Below are 15,412 nucleotides of genomic sequence, written 5' to 3'. Positions count from 1 at the left end.
TCTAGCCCCTCGCAATGGCGTGGAAGAAGGTGCCGCTGACATGGCCGCGCCTGTAACCCGAGGCGCCAATGGGGTTGCCCTGGCCGTCGGCGAGGTCGGCCAGCGGCTCGTCATTGCCGGTCGCGATCATCTGCGCGTAGTGGAATTCGTGGCCGCGGATCAGCGCGCCTTGCGCGCCCAGCGGACAATCGGCGCGCAGCCGCGCCTCGCGGTAACCGAGATTCATCTTGCGTTTGGCAAAGCTGGTGGAATGGCCGAGCAAGCCGAGCATTCCATGCTTTTCGCCCGACGCGTCCTCCAGGGCTTCGCCCAGCACCATGAAGCCACCGCACTCGCCATGGATGGGCTTCGTCGCGGCGAATCTTGTCATTCCGGCGCGGAAATTTGTCGCTGCGGCGAGCTTACCGGCATGGAGCTCGGGATAGCCGCCGGGCAGCCAGCAGACATCGCAGCCTTCGTCCGGGGCCTCGTCGGCGAGCGGCGAGAACGGGACGATCTCAGCGCCGGCCTTGCGCCAACAGGCCGCCACATGCGGATAGAGGAAGGTGCAAGCGGCATCTTCAGCCAGCGCAATGCGCTGGCCGGGCGGCGATAGCGCGTCATCGAAGCCGCCGGGCGCCGGGGTGAGGGGTGTCGCCAAGGCCATGATGGCATCGAGATCGAGCGACTTCTCGGCCATGTCGGCCAGCCGGTCGAGATGCGCCATCAGGTCGTCATATTCGCCGGCCTGGACGAGGCCGAGATGGCGCTCGGGCAGGTTCAGCGTCGGGTCGCGCAGGATGGCGCCGACAACGGGCAGGCCGATTGCCTCGATGGCGTCGCCGGAGAGACGTCGGTGGCGCTCGCTGCCCAGCCGGTTGAGCACGATTCCGGCCATGCGCACATCGGGATCGTAAGTGGCAAACCCCTTGGCGACAGCGGCCGCCGTGGTCGACTGGCCGGAAACGTCGAGCACCAGCAGCACCGGCAGGCCATAGAGCCGGGCTAGGTCGGCGGCGGAGCCGGTGCGGCCGGGAGCCGCCGGAATGCCGTCGAACAGCCCCATGGCGCTTTCGAGGATGACGAAGTCGGTGTCGTCAGCCGCTTGCGCGGCCAGTGCGTTGAGCAGCGATGGCGGCATCGCCCAGCTGTCGAGATTGACGCCGGACAGACCGGTGGCTGCGGTGTGGAAGCCGGGATCGATATAGTCGGGGCCGGACTTGGCGCCGCGCACTTTCAAGCCCCGCCGGGTGAGCGCGCGCAGGATGCCGATGGTGACGCTGGTCTTGCCCGAGCCGGAGCGCGGTGCCCCGATGATGATGGCGCGGGCGCTCACGGGTTGCCCGCCAGTGCCGCGCGCATGGCAACGATGCCGCCAACGACGATCAGCGCCGGCGAGGTCAGCCCAGCGGCGGCGGCTTCCTCGGCAATGGTGGCGAGCGTGGCGACGACGGTCTGTTCCTGCGGCGTCGTCGCGGCAACGATGACTGCCGCCGGCGTCGACGGCGCCAGCCCACCGTCGAGCAGTGCGGCGGCGATGAGGGGCAGATTGGCCATGCCCATATAGACCACGACCGGCTGGCCGGTGCGGGCGATTGCGCTCCAGTCGATATCGTCATCGGAACCGGCGGCGTGGCCGGTGGCCAGGATCACCGCCTTGTTGATGCCGCGCATGGTGGCGGGGATGCCGGTCGCGGCCAGCGCGCTCAGCCCCGATGTCAGGCCGGGCAGCACGCGGAACGGGATATGCTCCCGCGCCAGCGCCAAGGCTTCTTCACCGCCACGACCGAAAATATAGGGATCGCCGCCCTTCAGCCTGACGACGCGGCGACCTTCGCGCGCCAGCCGGACCAACAGGGCGGTGATGTCGTCCTGCTTCATCGACGGTTTCCCGCCGCGCTTGCCGGCGAAGAAAAGCTCGGCGTTTGCGGCAACGGCGACGACATCGGAGGAGACCAGCGCGTCGTAGACCAATGCATCCGCCTCGGCCAAGGCCGCCAGCACTTCCAGGGTCAGGCAGCCGGGGTCGCCGGGGCCGGCGCCGGCCAGCCAGACATGGCCGGGCTCTAGCCGGCGCGGCTTGAAATTCAGCCGGGACAATGCCTGCTCGAGCGTGGCGTTCTCGCCCTTGTTCCTGGTGCTGGCGCTCACAATCCGTCCCGTCCGCGAAAACGCCGCTGGTAGTGGGCGTCGTACAATGAACTCTCGCCAAAGCCTTCCGCCGCCAGCGAACGGCCGACGAAGATGATCGCCGTGCGCTCCATCGGATCGGCAGCGAGTTGTGCCTCGATTGTTTCCAGCGTGCCAGTCAGCACGCGCTCGTCCGGCCAGGAGGCGCGGAAGACGATCGCCACCGGGCAATCCCCACCATAGTACGGCGTCAGCTCGGCGACGACGCGGTCGATGGCGTGGATGGCAAGGTGAATGGCGAGCGTGGCGCCGGTGCGGCCGAAACCAGCCAGCGTTTCTCCAGGCGGCATCTTTGAGGCGCGGCCGGAGATGCGGGTCAGCACCAGGCTTTGCGCGACTTCGGGGATGGTCAGCTCGCGGCGAAGTGCTGCGGCCGCGGCGGCGAAGGAGGGGACGCCCGGCGTCAGCGTGTAGGGAATACCGTGCTTTTCCAGCCGCCGGATCTGCTCGGCAACCGCGCTCCACACCGACAGGTCGCCGGAATGCAGACGGGCGACATCATGGCCGGCCTTGTGGGCCTCCAGATACGCGGCCTCGATCTCGTCGAGCGACATCGGCGCGGTGTCGATCAGTTTTGTCCCAGGCGCACAGTGCTGCAGCAATTCGGGCGCGACGATCGAACCGGCATGCAGGCAGACAGGGCAGCTTGCCAGCAACCTGGCGCCACGCAGCGTGATGAGATCGGCGGCGCCTGGACCGGCACCGATGAAATGCRCGGTCATGGCGCGTCTCCGCTGATGGCGATGGCGCAGGTCACGGGGCCGTGCACTGTACGGGCTCCAAGCAGCCTCGCGCCCCTGCCGGCGACGGCAAGCGCGGATGCTTCGGAAACCGATGGCGTGCCGGCCAGATCCTGTGAGAGAACGGATTGGCTGAGCGTGGCCGACGAGGCTGCCTCGATCGCGGCCTCGTTGGCGATGATGATCGGAAGATCGAGCTGATGTCCGGCGGCGAAAATGGCCTTTTCGTCCTGCTTCAGGGGAGCTGTCGCCAAGGCAGACAACGCTGTCATCGTCAGCCCGTGCGTTTCCAGCGCGGTTTCTATCGCCGCGAGTACGTCTTCGACTGTCACGCCTTTTCGGCTGCCGATGCCTGCGACCATCATGGCTTCACCCAATTCCATTGGGTGACCGGCATGGCAGGCCGCCACGCCTGCATCGAGCCCACCGGCGACGCGCGGGATATGTTTATGCGGGTAAGGTCGCCGCCGAGCGAGACGTGGCGCGCGAGAAGCAGGGTTTCCATCTCCAGTGTCACCGCGTTGGCGACGAGACGGCCGCCGGCGCGCAGGGCCTTGATGGCAGCGTTCAACACGCCGGTATCGCTGCCGCCGCCGCCGATGAAAATCGCGTCCGGCGTGTCCAACCTGGCGAGCGCCTTGGGTGCACTGCCCTCCATCACGATCAGGCCGGGAACGCCACAAGCAGCAGCGTTGCGGCCAATGCGGGCGGCTCGGATCGGGTCCGCCTCGATGGCGATGGCGCGCATCGAGGGATGGGCGAGCATCCATTCGATGCCGATGGAGCCGGAGCCGGCGCCGATGTCCCACAGCAACTCGCCGCGACGTGGCGCCAGCGCCGACAGGGTGATGGCGCGGATTTCGCGCTTGGTGATCTGGCCGTCATGGTCGAACAGATGATCGGCAAGGCCAACCGTGAGCGGCAGGACGCGCGCATCAGGACCCGATTCAACGTCGATCGCCAAAACATTGAGCGGATTGATGTTTTCGAGGTCGAAGGCATCGGCGCGAGCCGAGCGCAGGTTTTCGTTCGGACCGCCTAGCGCCTCAAGAACCGTCAGCCGTGATGCGCCGAAGTCGAGTTCGGTCATCAGGCGCGCGATTGCAGCAGGCGCTGCGGCGTCCGACGTCAGCGCCAAGATGCGCGCTTTCGGCTGCAGCAGCGGCCGGATCAGGTCGAGCGGCCGGCCATGCAGCGACACGGTGTCGATATCCGGCAGCGGCCAGCCAAGGCGGGCCGCTGCCAGCGAAACGGCCGATGGTGCCGGGATGACATGCATCTCCCGCGCCTTCACCTTGCGGGCGAGAGTGGCGCCAACCCCATGGAAGAACGGATCGCCGGAGGCGAGCACACAGACGTTTCTGCCGGCAAGCGCCAGCACATCAGCCATCTCGGCATCGAAAGGAACCGGCCATGGGCGCGCCTCGCCCTTGGCGAAGGAGGCGACAAGGGCGAGGTGCCGCTTCCCACCGAAGATAATCTCCGCCTTGGCGATCAGCCGCTTGGCCTCGTCGCCGAGACCCGTTAAACCGTCCTCGCCGATGCCGACGACTGTAAGCCATCTTGAGTTGAGCTTGGCGCCGCGCGGTCCTTCAGCAGGCATGATGACCCACCGCATTCTGATCCTCGGCGGAACCACGGAAGCCCGGCAGCTGGCCGGAAAACTGACGGCGCGCGCCTCGGTCACGCTGTCGCTGGCCGGCCGCACCGAAAGCCCGGTTGCGCAAGGGGTGCCGGTGCGAACCGGAGGGTTTGGCGGCGCCGATGGGCTGGCTGCCTATCTGCGGGACACTCGCACCGACCTTCTGATCGACGCCACCCATCCCTACGCAGCGCGAATCTCGGCCAATGCCGCGCAAGCCGCGCACGTGGCCGGCGTGCCTATTTTGGCCCTGAGGCGGCCGGGCTGGGAGCCTGTCGCAGGCGACCTCTGGACGCAGGTCGATATCGTCAGCGATGCCGTGCAAGCGCTGGGTCCCGCGCCTCGTCGCGCCTTTCTGGCGCTGGGCCGGCAAGAGGTTGCCGCTTTCGAAGCAGCGCCCCAGCATCACTATCTCATCCGCAGCGTCGATGCGGTCGAGCCGAAGCTGGCCGTTCCCGATGCTCACTATCTTTTGGCCCGGGGGCCGTTCCGCGAGGCGGAAGAACGTACGCTGCTCGAAGAGCATCGCATCGACATCGTAGTGTCCAAGAACAGCGGCGGCGAGGCGACCTATGGAAAGATCGCCGCGGCGCGAGCACTTGGCATCGAGGTGGTCATGGTCCGCAGGCCGGCCTTGCCGGATGTTCCTTCGGCTGAAACCGTCGAAGCGCTGGCCGCCATTGTCAACCAGTTCGGGGCCGATCATCTTCTCTGACCTGTGGACGAGCGCGGCGTGTAGACCAGCGCAGGTCTGTCGTTGCGCTTGATGATCCTGGTTTCTGGCGAGCCGATGATGATGCAGGTCGCCATATCGGCTTTTTGTGCGTCGACATCGGCCAGTAGGAACACGTCGATGCGCTCGTCCGGACGGCCGGCGGCACGGCCGAAAATCACCGGCGTGGTGCCGGGCAGGATGGCGGTCAGGCATTCGAAGGCGCGGCCGAGTTGCCAGGGGCGCGCCTTGCTGATCGGATTGTAGAGCGCGATGACGAAGCCGGCGCCGGCCGCCGCCAGCAGGCGCAGCTCGATCAGTTCCCAGGGTTTCAGATTGTCGGACAGCGAAATGGCGCAGAAATCATGGCCGAGCGGGGCACCGATGCGGGCGGCAACCGCGAGCATGGCGGTGATGCCGGGCACCACATTGACATCGACCGCACGCCATTCAGCCGGGCCGGCCTCAATCGCCTCGCAGACTGCAGCCGCCATGGCGAAGACGCCGGGGTCGCCACCGGAAACGACGGCGACGTCATGGCCTTCCGCGGCTTTGGTCAAGGCGTCCTTGGAGCGGGCGAGTTCCTCGCGGTTGTCGGAGGTAACGCGAGTCTGGTCCGGGCGCAATTCGAGCCGGTCGAGATAGGGCTTATAGCCATAGAAGAACGCTGCCTGCGCCACCGCGTGGCTGGCCTCAGGCGTCACCTGATTGGCATTGCCGGGCCCGAGCCCGATGACGGTGATACGGCCGCTCATGCCTGCGCTCCCAAGGCGCCGGGCCGGCCGGACCAGCCGGCGACCAGCACGATGGCAAAATAAGGCGCCTTGTCGTCCTGCTTGTCGGCAAGTCGCATCGAGACGCTGCCGGCCATGGTGCCGCGCTCGACATAGACGGCGCGCGCCAGCTTGCCGGTTGCCTCCAGCGCTCGCCTGATCTTGGGCAGGTTGCGGCCGACCTTCATGATGACGGCGGCGTCGGTGTCGGCCAGCCGCCGGGTGAGTTCGAACTCGTTCATCGTGCCCGGCAACACCGTCAGCACATCGTCGCCCTGGACGATTGGCAAACCGGTCGCCGACCAGCAGCCGGACATGGCGGTGACGCCGGGAATGACCTCGGTCGGGAAGCGATGGGCGAGCCGCACATGCAGGTGCATGTAGGAGCCGTAGAACAGTGGGTCGCCCTCGGACAGCACGGCAACCATCCTGCCTGCTTCAAGGTGTTCGGCGACCTTCTCGGCTGACTCCTCGTAGAAACCGGCGATCTGCGAACGGTAGTCGTCGTGATCCTTGTCGATTTCGGTGGTGACGGGATAGAGCAGCGGCAGTTCCGTCATGCCCGGGCGGAATTGGGCTTCGACGATGGCGCGCGCGTTGCTGTTGTTGCCGCGCTTGGCGAAATACGCCACGACATCGGCCTCGGCCAAGGCCCGAGCGGCCTTCAGCGTCAACAGTTCGGGGTCGCCGGGACCGGTGCCGACACCGACGAGACGGCCTTTGGGGAGCGCGTTCACAGGCCAGGCCTCGCCAGGGCGTTGAGTGCGGCGGCAGTCATGGCGCTGCCGCCAAGCCGGCCGCGCACGATGGCATAGGGCACGCCATAGGAATTCTCGGCCAACGCATCCTTGGATTCGGCCGCGCCGACGAAGCCGACCGGCATGCCGATGATCGCCGCCGGCTTCGGCGCACCGTCGCGCAGTTTTTCCAGCAAATAGAAGAGCGCGGTCGGCGCATTGCCGATGGCGACCACCGAACCGGCCATGCGCTCTCCCCACAGGTCGATGGCGGCCGCGGAACGGGTGTTGCCGATCTCCCTGGCGATTTCGTGTGTGCGCGGGTCGCGCAAGGTGCAGATCACCTCGTTGCCGGTCGGCAGCCTGGCGCGGGTGACCCCATGCGAAACCATCTCGGCGTCGCAGAAGATTGGCGCCCCAGCCGAAAGTGCCGTGCGCGCGGCGGCAACGAAATCCGTCGAAAAGACAAAATGGCTGGCAGCTTCGACCTGACCGCAGGCATGGATCATGCGGATCGCGACATCGGCCTCTGCTTCGGAGAAGCGCGACAGGTCGGCCTCGGCGCGAATGATGGCGAAGGAGCGCTCGTAGATCGCCGTGCCGTCGTGGATGTAGTCGTAGGCGGCCATGCTCATTCCTGTCGGTAAGCCTCGGCGATGCCGGCCGCGCCAAGCCTTGTCAGGCAAGCGGCGGCGGTTTCGCCGGGAAGTCGTGCGCTGCGGATTGCTGCCGCGACGCGGCTGATGCCGCGCGCGGCGTCATAGCCCGGCCTGTAGCTGGCAGGAAGGCCCTTTGCCGTCGCGTTCACGACAAGTCCGGCTCCGTTTTCGCCGCCGACCAGGGTAAGTGCAGCTTTGCCCGGATGGGCGCAGCCCTTGGCGCAGCCGGAAATGTGCAAGGTGAAGTCGAGGATGTCGGCATTTTCAGCGGCAATCGTCTCGGCAATGTCGCGCGTGGCGATCCGGCCGGAAGCGCAGGCCGGTGTACCGGGGCAAGCGGCGATGCGTGTGCGCGGATCGGCGGCGTCCGTGACGAATCCGAGGGTGGTTGCGGTGTCCTGAAGGGGCCGGTTGGCGGCTGTCGGCTGGCCGAGGAAGAGCAGCGCGCGGCCGGGGGCGAGGCGGATTTCCGACGTGCCGAGGGCGAGGGCGCCTTGGGCGAGGCTGATGATCTTGTCCGCCGGCATGCTGCCATAGGGGAGGGCGATGCCGAGGGCGACGCCAGAGGCGGCGAGGTCGAAAGTTCCGATGGGAGAGCGAGTCGATGGCGCAGGATAGCGATCCTGCCCACCCCCCTCTGTCCTGCCGGACATCTCCCCCGCAAGGGGGGAGATCGGCAGTTCTGCTGCCGGCTCTCCTTTTGGACGCTGAGTGATTGCTGCAACGCCTACGACTAGCGAAAGCGGAGATGAGAGCGCAATCTCCCCCCTTGCGGGGGAGATGTCCGGCAGGACAGAGGGGGGTGGGACGGAGTGCCAACTTGCAAGAGAAGCTAGCTGCCTCTCGGTCAAATCCCTCGCATGGGCTTCGCGGCCCTTCTCGGCAATCATCCTGAGCACGGCAACGGCAATATCGCATGCAGCATCGTCTTCCACCGTGGCCAGCGGCCTTGCATTCCGCCCATCACCCGCGACAGACACCAGCCACCGAACTCCCGCATCAGTGCGCGTCGCGGCAAGCCGCACATCGGCCGTCACCGAATCCAGTCGAAGCTGCCCGCCGCCGTCGACAACGACTGAAACCTTCGGGCCGAGCCGTTGCGTGAGCCCGGCTTCTTCGACCGCTGTCCTGATCCGTTCAGCCAACGGCTGGGGATCGGGAACCTCCTGCGGATCGATGCCGGCCAGCGGCCCGGTCTCGACCGGCACGCCGGTGCGCACCGCGATATCAAGCGCATCGACCTCGGTCGCCAGCAGCGGCGCGCTTTCCGATGTCAGGCCGCGTATCTGCAGGCTGCCGCGCGCGGTGACTTCCATGATGCCGTTGCCGTGCCGCAGGGCCGATTCGGCGAGTGCGATCAAAAGCTTTGGCGACAATCCTCCAGAAGATGGGCCTCCAGCAACGGGGTTGAGCCGCACCAGCAGACCATCGCCGGTCTGCATGGGGGCTGCCAGAGCCGGACAGGCGCCGCGACGCGAGAAGGCGTTCATGCCGCAACCCCAAGCGCTTCAGCCTCGGCAATCAGGGCGGCGAGGTCGTCGTCGATAGAATTGCGCAAGGGATGCCAGAGCCCGCGCCGCCGGGCCGACAGGAAGCGTTCGGCGATGACTTTGGCGGCGGCAGGGTTCTCGCGCAGGATGAAGGCGCGCACCAGGGGATCGCCGAGATAGGCGTCATGCACCGCCTCGATCAGCGTGCCTGATATCGCGAGGGTGGTTTCGGCAAAGCCGACCAGCCGGTCAACGGTTTCGGCGAATTCKGAGGCGCCGCGCGGGCCGTGGCGCATCTGGCCTGAGACGAAGCGTGGATTGACGGCGCGGGCCCGCACGACGCGGGCCACCGCCTCACTGAGCGAACGCGGCTTCGGCTTTTGCGGATCGGTGGTGTCGAGCACGATGACGTCGGCATTCCTGCCAAGCGCCGCAAGCGCTGCCGAAAATCCGCCGATGAAGGCGACGTCGGCGGAGCCTTCGAGGATATCGCGGCCAGGGTCGTCGCCGGTGTGGACGAGAAGATCGGCTTCGGCGATGCGACCCTCGAAGGCGCCGGGTGCCGAGACGCCTTCGCCCCCAGCGCCGCCATAGGCATGCGAGGTGGCGTCGAGATAGGCGCGGCCGATCTCTTCGCGCGCCGCCCAGTCGCCGCTCGACAGCAAGTCCTCGACGCCGGCGCCGTAAGTGCCGGGCGAAGTGCCGAAGATGCGCGGGCTGATCTTGCCATCCGCGCGGGTCTTGGCCGCCAGCGGGTTTTCCGAATCCTCCTCGTCGCGGGCGGCAACGGCGTTGGCCGCGGCATCGATCAGTGCGATTTGGGTTGGGAACATGTCTCGGAACAGGCCGGAAATGCGCCAGGTGACGTCGACGCGTGGTCGGCCGACGGTTGCCGGCGGCAGCACCTCGATGCCGTTGATGCGGCCGGTCGCGGCATCCCATTGCGGCCGGCAGCCCATCAGCGCCAGGCCTTGTGCAATCTCCTCGCCGCCGGTGCGCAGCGAGGCTGAGCCCCAGAGGTCGATGACCAGCGAACGCGGCCAGTCGCCATGCGACTGCATATAGCCACGCACCACTTCCTCCGCCGCCGCCCTGCCGAGGTCATAGGCGGTCGGCGTCGGCATGGTGCGCGGGTCCGACGTGAACAGGTTGCGACCGGTGGGCAATACATCGGCGCGGCCGCGCGCCGGCGCCCCTGCCGGGCCGGCCTTGACGTGGCGGCCATCGAGTGCTGCCAGCAATGCCGTCTTCTCGGCTTCAGCGCTTTGACGCCGCATGGCGTCAGGCTCGTCGTTGGAGGCGCGGCCGTAGATATGCAGCCCGTCCTTGATGGCGAAATCCTTGAGGTCGCAGAGCCAGGCGTCGATGCGGCGCAGCGCCTCGTCGGGTGCATCGGTTTTGGCGACGCCGGCTTCGGAGGCGAGGCCGGTCTTCTGCGCGGTGTCGACGATCAGCTTTGCGAGGCGGTCGCGGCGGCGGCGGTCGAGCCCGTCGGCCTGGGCATATTCGTCGACCAGGCGTTCGAGCCTGTGCTGATCCTCGTCCAGTCCGGCGCCGGTCAGCGGCGGCGGCAGATGCCCAAGGGTGACGGCGGCGATGCGCCGCTTGGCCTGTGCGGCTTCGCCGGGGTTGGAGACGATGAAGGGATAGATCACGGGCAAGGGGCCGGTGACGATCTCGGGAAAGCAGTTTTGGCTGAGCGCAACCGTCTTTCCGGGCAGCCATTCCAGCGTTCCATGGGCGCCGACATGGACAAGCGCATGAGCGCCGAGCGATTTGCGCAGCCACAGGCCGAAGGCGATCAGCGCATGCCGCGGCGGCAGCGTCGGGTCGTGATAATCGGCGCGCCGATCCACTGACCGGCCGCGGTCGGGAGCAAGCGCCACGGTGACGTTGCCGAAGGTGGCGGCGCGGAAGGGGAATTTTGCGGAGGTTAGCACCTCGCGCAAACCTGTTTCATCTTTCGCCTTACCCCAGGCGCCTTCTACGGCAGCTATCGCCGCCCTCGGCAGTTCGGTTGAGAAGCACAGATAGTCGTCAAGCTTCAGCCCGTGGTTTGAACTTTCCAGCAAATCCAGCAGCGCACGCGGCGTTTGCGGAATCCCGTCAACGGCATAGCCCTGTCCCTTGAGGTCCTGCAGCATCGCCAGCACGCTGGACGGCACGTCGAGGCCGACGGCATAGCCGGTGCGGCCGGGGGCGCTGGGATAATCGGGGATCAGGATGGCAAGCTTGCGCTCGGCGCTCGGCGTTTCTTGCAGCTTGATGAAGGCCGCGACACGGTCCGCCACTTGCGCCACACGATCGGGCTCCGGCCGGTTGGCGAAGGCGCGGTGACCAAGTGCGGGATCGACCTCGCTCTCGCCCTTGAAGGAAATGGCGCCGGCAAGGATGCGGCCGTCGAGTTCGGGCAGCACGACATGCATAGCGAGGTCGGCGGGCGCCAGCCCACGCTGGTTGTTTTCCCAGATGTCGCGGCGGGTGGTGGCGACGATGACCTGGAAGACTGGCACGCCGGCACGATCGAACAGGGTTTCGACGCCGGGTTCGGCGCCGGACGCGAAGGCGGTCGCGGTGACGATGGCGGCAGGTTTCAACGAGGCCAGCGCGGTTTCGACGAACGCCAGCGATACCGGGTCCTTGAGGCTGGAGACGAAGATGGGGACCGGCGTCATACGGCGCTGCCGCAGCGCTTCAAAAAGGGCGTCGATCGGTGCGACATCGGCGGCCAGCAGCATCGAACGGTAGAACAGGATGGGGATGACAGGCGCGGTGTTTCCTTGCCCCTCGAGAGGAAGGGGGACGACGCCGCGGCCCGGCTCATAGTAGCCGGCCTTTGGTACCGCGACAGGCGCCGAAATTGTTGCTTCAGACCCTGCCAGCCGCGCCAGCTTCTGCACCAGCGCGTTCATATTGGCCGGACCGCCCTCGCGAAAATAGTCGAGCAGGCCGTCCAGTTCCTGGCGCGGCAGTGTCGAGGCTTCGATCAGGCGCAGATCCTCGTCGCGGCATTCGCCGGGCAGCAGCGCCAGTTTTATACCGCGCGCGCGGGCGGTCGAGGCAAGCTGGTCGCAGCCGTAGCGCCACCAGTCGTAGCCGCCCAGAATGCGCACGAGGATGACTTTGGCATGGCGGGCGACGCTGTCGACCCAGAGGTCGACGGACATCGGATGGCGCAGGTCACGCAAAGCCGCCAGCCGCATCGAGGGCAGGCGCTCGGCATCGGCCTTCCATGCCGCCGCCAGTCCGGCGAGATCGCTGTCGGTGAAGGACAGGGCCACGATATCCGCCGGCGACTGCCGCAGATCGACCGGCTCGGCGAGATCGTCGAGCGAGGCGGAGGTCGTGGTGAGGATGTGCATCGCGGGCCGTGGTTTGCGTCAGCCGGCGAGTATACGCTCGATCGCCGGGCGGTTCAGCCCCTTGAGGCCGATAACGACGAGACGCGAGCGGCGGTCATCCCCGGCCGTCCAGGCGCGGTCGTAGTAGTGATTGACGCGCGGTCCCACGGCCTGCAGCAAGAGCCGCATCGGCTTGCCGCCAACCTCGACGAAGCCTTTCACGCGCAGCACGTTTTCTTCCTCGGCGGCGGTGGCGACGCGCTTTGCCAGCTCGTCGGGATTGGCGATCGAGGCAATGTCGATGACGAAAGAGTCGAAGTCGTCGTGCTCGTGGTCGAGTTCGTCGTCGTGGTGGGTCTTGCGGTTCTCGATATCGTCCTCGACGGCAAGGCCAAGACCAAGCAGCACCGACGGATCGACCTTGCCTTGCGACGTCGGCACGATCTTCACGGCGCGAGCGATGTGCTCGTTGATGATGGCGTTGGCGCGGGCGGAGCCGGCGGTGTCCATCAGGTCGCTCTTCGACAGGATGATCAGGTCGGCGCAGGCGATCTGGTCCTCGAACACCTCCTCGACCGGATCGTCGTGATCGAGCGTCTCATCCTGGGCGCGCTGTGCCTGAAGTGCGTCCATGTCATTGGCGACGCGGCCTTCGGCGAGTGCGGGACCGTCGACGACGGCGATGACGCCATCGACCGTCACGCGGCTCTTCACCGTCGGCCACTGGAAAGCCTGGACCAGTGGCTTGGGCAGAGCCAGACCCGAGGTCTCGATCAAGATGTGGTCGACCTTCGGCGTCAACGACAGGATCTGGTCGAGCGCCGGCACGAAATCGTCGGCAACGGTGCAGCAGATGCAGCCATTGGACAGTTCGACGATGTTTTCCTCCGGGCAGGTGTCGATGCCGCAGCCCTTCAGGATTTCGCCGTCGATGCCGATGTCGCCGAACTCGTTGACGATGATGGCGATCCGCTTGCCGCCGGCGTTTTCCAGGAGATGGCGGATCAGCGTCGTCTTGCCGGCGCCGAGGAAGCCGGTGACGACGGTGCAGGGGACGCGGGAGACGGAGGCAGTCATGATCAGTCCTTCAGCAGGTCGAGGGGAGGGATGCGGGCCACGAGGCCGCGCTTGAGGCTATCTGGACGGCCGCGCCACGGGATCAGGCCGTCGGTCGAGGTGGCGAAGAGTTTTGCCCCTGTGACGAGGTCGGCGCCGCTGGATGTGGTCAGGTCGCCGAAGACGTAGCTCCAGCAACCATCGCGCAGGATGGCGGCACTGAGCCGGCGCTTGCAATTGCCGAGGCATTCGACCGTGCGGACGCGGATGTCTTGGCCAGACGCGGCGTGACGCGTGTCGTCCGCGAGCAGTTCGCCGGCGCGGGGATGGGCATCGGAACCGGTTTCATCGCGACAGGAGGCACAGACGATCACGGTCACGCCGGCAAGGGCATCGCTCTCGCCGGACGAATTGTCCGCTGTGCCAGCGGAAAAACTGCTGTCGTGGTCCAAAAATTGGGCTCCTTGCCCGGAAACCCGCCGGGCGATCGGATTCTACAGTCGCAGACGGCAGGTCTCCTGGCTCGCGGGTCATCGCCTTGGGTAGCCGCCTTCCCGGGAATACCCCAGTGGCTTTCGGCCTTGGCTCGTCGCTTACAGTTGCGGGGACAGCCGCGGATTTGAAATCGGAATTTCGCACCGCATTCCCTCTTGGCTCCTCTCGTTGAAGAGAGGAGACCGTCTGGAGCGGATTTAGGCTTTTGCGGGCGGCGGTGTCAACGTGGGCTTACGACACGGTCAGGTCGGCCAGCGCCGGACCCAAATCACCGGCTGATGTCACCTCTATACGTTCAAGGCCGAGCCAGCCCTGCATCTGCTTCAATTCTTCGAAGAGTTCTGCAGCGGTTTCAGGCGGCGCGCCGGGCTCTGCGTAAGCAGCATGGACCCGCAGGACACCGGCTGGCCGGTCGGCCTTGAGGTCAACGCGCGCCACGATCCTGTCGCCGAGCAGGAACGGCAGGACGTAGTAGCCGTATTGGCGCTTTTCGGCTGGCGTGTAGATCTCGATGCGGTAGTGGAAGTCGAACAGCCGCTCGGTGCGCGACCGTTCGAAGACGACCGGATCGAACGGCGCCAGCAAAGCGCGGGCCTCGATCTTGCGTGGCAGACGGGCGTCTTTATGAAGATAGGCCGGCTTGTCCCAGCCTTCGACACGCACAGGCAGCAGTTCGCCTGTTTCGACCAGTTCCTCCAGTCGGCCCTTCATGTCGGCGGGGGACAGGCGGAAATAGTCGCGCAGGTCGCCTGATGTCGCGATGCCGTGGGCGCGGGCGGAAATGCGCAGCAATTCGCGGTGCGCGTCCTCGGCGGCGGGCACCGGCAGGTCGAGGATCGCCTGCGGCAGCACGCGTTCCGGCAGATCGTAGAACCGCTCGAAACCGCGACGGTGCGCCGTTGTGATGCGCCCGGCCCAGAACAGCCATTCGAAGGCGTGCTTGGCATGGCTCCAGCCCCACCAGCCGCCCGAGCCTTTCTGGCCTTCGAGCGCGGAAGCGGCGATCGGCCCGCGATCGGCGACCTCGCGATAGATCTGTTCGATGTAGCCAGCGTGTTCGCGGCCCCATTTGGCGAGACCGAGATACATTTCGTCGCCGCGCTCGGCTCGCTGCATGCGCCAGCGCATCAGCGGGTAGGTCTCGACCGGCAGGAAGGAGGCTTCGTGTGCCCAGTATTCGAACACCGTGCGTTTGCGCGTCACGGCGGCGTTGTCGAGCAGAGCGAAGGGGTAGGGGCCAAGGCGCGAATAGAGCGGCATATAGTGGGCGCGCACCACTGCACTGACGGAATCGATCTGCAGCAGGCCGGTGCGGGAGAGAACGCGGGCGAAATGGCGGCGGTCGGGCGTACCGGCGGGGCGGGGATCGAGAAACCCCTGGGCGGCGAGCGCGATGCGCCGGGCCATGGCAAGCGAGAACTTTTCCTTCATGCAGGCATCACTCTGAGGGTGGTTGGCCGAAGTTCTGATGGGTGATTCCGGCCCATGCTAGCAGGGTTTTGGCGGCAACCATGTCAGGAGACAAAAGTGGAGTAAAAAGCGAAGGAAATCAAACAGGAGCGGATCGGACCAGTTTCCTCGGATATGCCGTCCAGCAC

Annotated in this window: 14 protein-coding genes and 1 riboswitch; of the genes, 1 reads left to right on the top strand and 13 read right to left on the bottom strand. The window is 66.5% G+C overall.

Annotation, left to right across the window (positions count from 1 at the left end; genetic code table 11):
• Position 1: 1 nt before the first annotated feature.
• The 5 genes from ACXJ7R_RS01365 to cbiE are packed head-to-tail and all read right to left on the bottom strand — an operon-like array spanning position 2 to position 4,512.
• Positions 2-1,315, bottom strand: coding sequence for a cobyrinate a,c-diamide synthase (locus tag ACXJ7R_RS01365; RefSeq protein ID WP_457150230.1), 1,314 nt, complete (start codon positions 1,313-1,315; stop codon positions 2-4).
• Positions 1,312-2,130 (bottom strand): uroporphyrinogen-III C-methyltransferase, encoded by an 819-nt coding sequence (cobA, locus tag ACXJ7R_RS01360; protein WP_457150229.1) that lies wholly within the window; start codon positions 2,128-2,130, stop codon positions 1,312-1,314. Before cobA ends, ACXJ7R_RS01365 begins: the two co-directional genes overlap by 4 nt.
• A complete protein-coding gene (gene cobM / locus ACXJ7R_RS01355; protein ID WP_457150228.1) occupies positions 2,127-2,891 on the bottom strand; it encodes a precorrin-4 C(11)-methyltransferase in 765 nt (254 codons plus the stop codon). The genes cobA and cobM overlap by 4 nt, the downstream gene beginning before the upstream one ends.
• Positions 2,888-3,274, bottom strand: coding sequence for a cobalamin biosynthesis protein (locus ACXJ7R_RS01350; protein ID WP_457150227.1), 387 nt, complete (start codon positions 3,272-3,274; stop codon positions 2,888-2,890). The genes cobM and ACXJ7R_RS01350 overlap by 4 nt, the downstream gene beginning before the upstream one ends.
• A complete protein-coding gene (gene cbiE, locus ACXJ7R_RS01345; protein ID WP_457150226.1) occupies positions 3,271-4,512 on the bottom strand; it encodes a precorrin-6y C5,15-methyltransferase (decarboxylating) subunit CbiE in 1,242 nt (413 codons plus the stop codon). Before cbiE ends, ACXJ7R_RS01350 begins: the two co-directional genes overlap by 4 nt.
• Before the next feature lies 1 nt (position 4,513).
• On the opposite strand from cbiE, the gene ACXJ7R_RS01340 reads away from it, so the two are divergent.
• A complete protein-coding gene (locus ACXJ7R_RS01340; RefSeq protein ID WP_457150225.1) occupies positions 4,514-5,266 on the top strand; it encodes a cobalt-precorrin-6A reductase in 753 nt (250 codons plus the stop codon).
• On the opposite strand, the gene ACXJ7R_RS01335 is transcribed toward ACXJ7R_RS01340, so the two are convergent.
• From ACXJ7R_RS01335 to ACXJ7R_RS01300, 8 genes are all read right to left on the bottom strand, one after another.
• On the bottom strand, positions 5,254-6,018 hold the full coding sequence (locus ACXJ7R_RS01335; protein WP_457150224.1) for a precorrin-3B C(17)-methyltransferase: 765 nt from the start codon (positions 6,016-6,018) through the stop codon (positions 5,254-5,256). The two genes, ACXJ7R_RS01340 and ACXJ7R_RS01335, sit on opposite strands and share 13 nt — an antisense overlap.
• Entirely contained in the window at positions 6,015-6,773 is a 759-nt protein-coding gene (locus ACXJ7R_RS01330; protein ID WP_457150223.1) for a precorrin-2 C(20)-methyltransferase, read from the bottom strand. Before ACXJ7R_RS01330 ends, ACXJ7R_RS01335 begins: the two co-directional genes overlap by 4 nt.
• A complete protein-coding gene (locus ACXJ7R_RS01325; protein WP_457150222.1) occupies positions 6,770-7,402 on the bottom strand; it encodes a precorrin-8X methylmutase in 633 nt (210 codons plus the stop codon). Before ACXJ7R_RS01325 ends, ACXJ7R_RS01330 begins: the two co-directional genes overlap by 4 nt.
• A gap of 2 nt (positions 7,403-7,404) precedes the next feature.
• Positions 7,405-8,922 carry a precorrin-3B synthase gene (gene cobG / locus ACXJ7R_RS01320; RefSeq protein WP_457150221.1) on the bottom strand — a complete coding sequence of 506 codons (1,518 nt, stop codon included), beginning with the start codon at positions 8,920-8,922 and terminating at the stop codon, positions 7,405-7,407.
• Complete coding sequence (gene cobN, locus ACXJ7R_RS01315) at positions 8,919-12,284, bottom strand: cobaltochelatase subunit CobN (RefSeq protein WP_457150220.1); 3,366 nt, start codon at positions 12,282-12,284, stop codon at positions 8,919-8,921. The genes cobG and cobN overlap by 4 nt, the downstream gene beginning before the upstream one ends.
• Before the next feature lie 18 nt (positions 12,285-12,302).
• Positions 12,303-13,340, bottom strand: coding sequence for a cobalamin biosynthesis protein CobW (cobW, locus tag ACXJ7R_RS01310; RefSeq protein WP_457150219.1), 1,038 nt, complete (start codon positions 13,338-13,340; stop codon positions 12,303-12,305).
• Positions 13,341-13,342: 2 nt separating this feature from the next.
• Entirely contained in the window at positions 13,343-13,771 is a 429-nt protein-coding gene (locus ACXJ7R_RS01305) for a DUF1636 family protein (RefSeq protein WP_457150218.1), read from the bottom strand.
• 39 nt (positions 13,772-13,810) lie between these two features.
• Positions 13,811-14,016: riboswitch (cobalamin riboswitch) on the bottom strand.
• Positions 14,017-14,045: 29 nt separating this feature from the next.
• Complete coding sequence (locus tag ACXJ7R_RS01300; protein ID WP_457150217.1) at positions 14,046-15,245, bottom strand: winged helix-turn-helix domain-containing protein; 1,200 nt, start codon at positions 15,243-15,245, stop codon at positions 14,046-14,048.
• Positions 15,246-15,412 lie beyond the last annotated feature (167 nt).

This window comes from Mesorhizobium sp. P5_C1 (genome assembly GCF_054049815.1).
The sequence above is the reverse complement of the archived record's forward strand: the minus strand, read 5'-3'. Positions and strand labels throughout refer to the sequence as shown.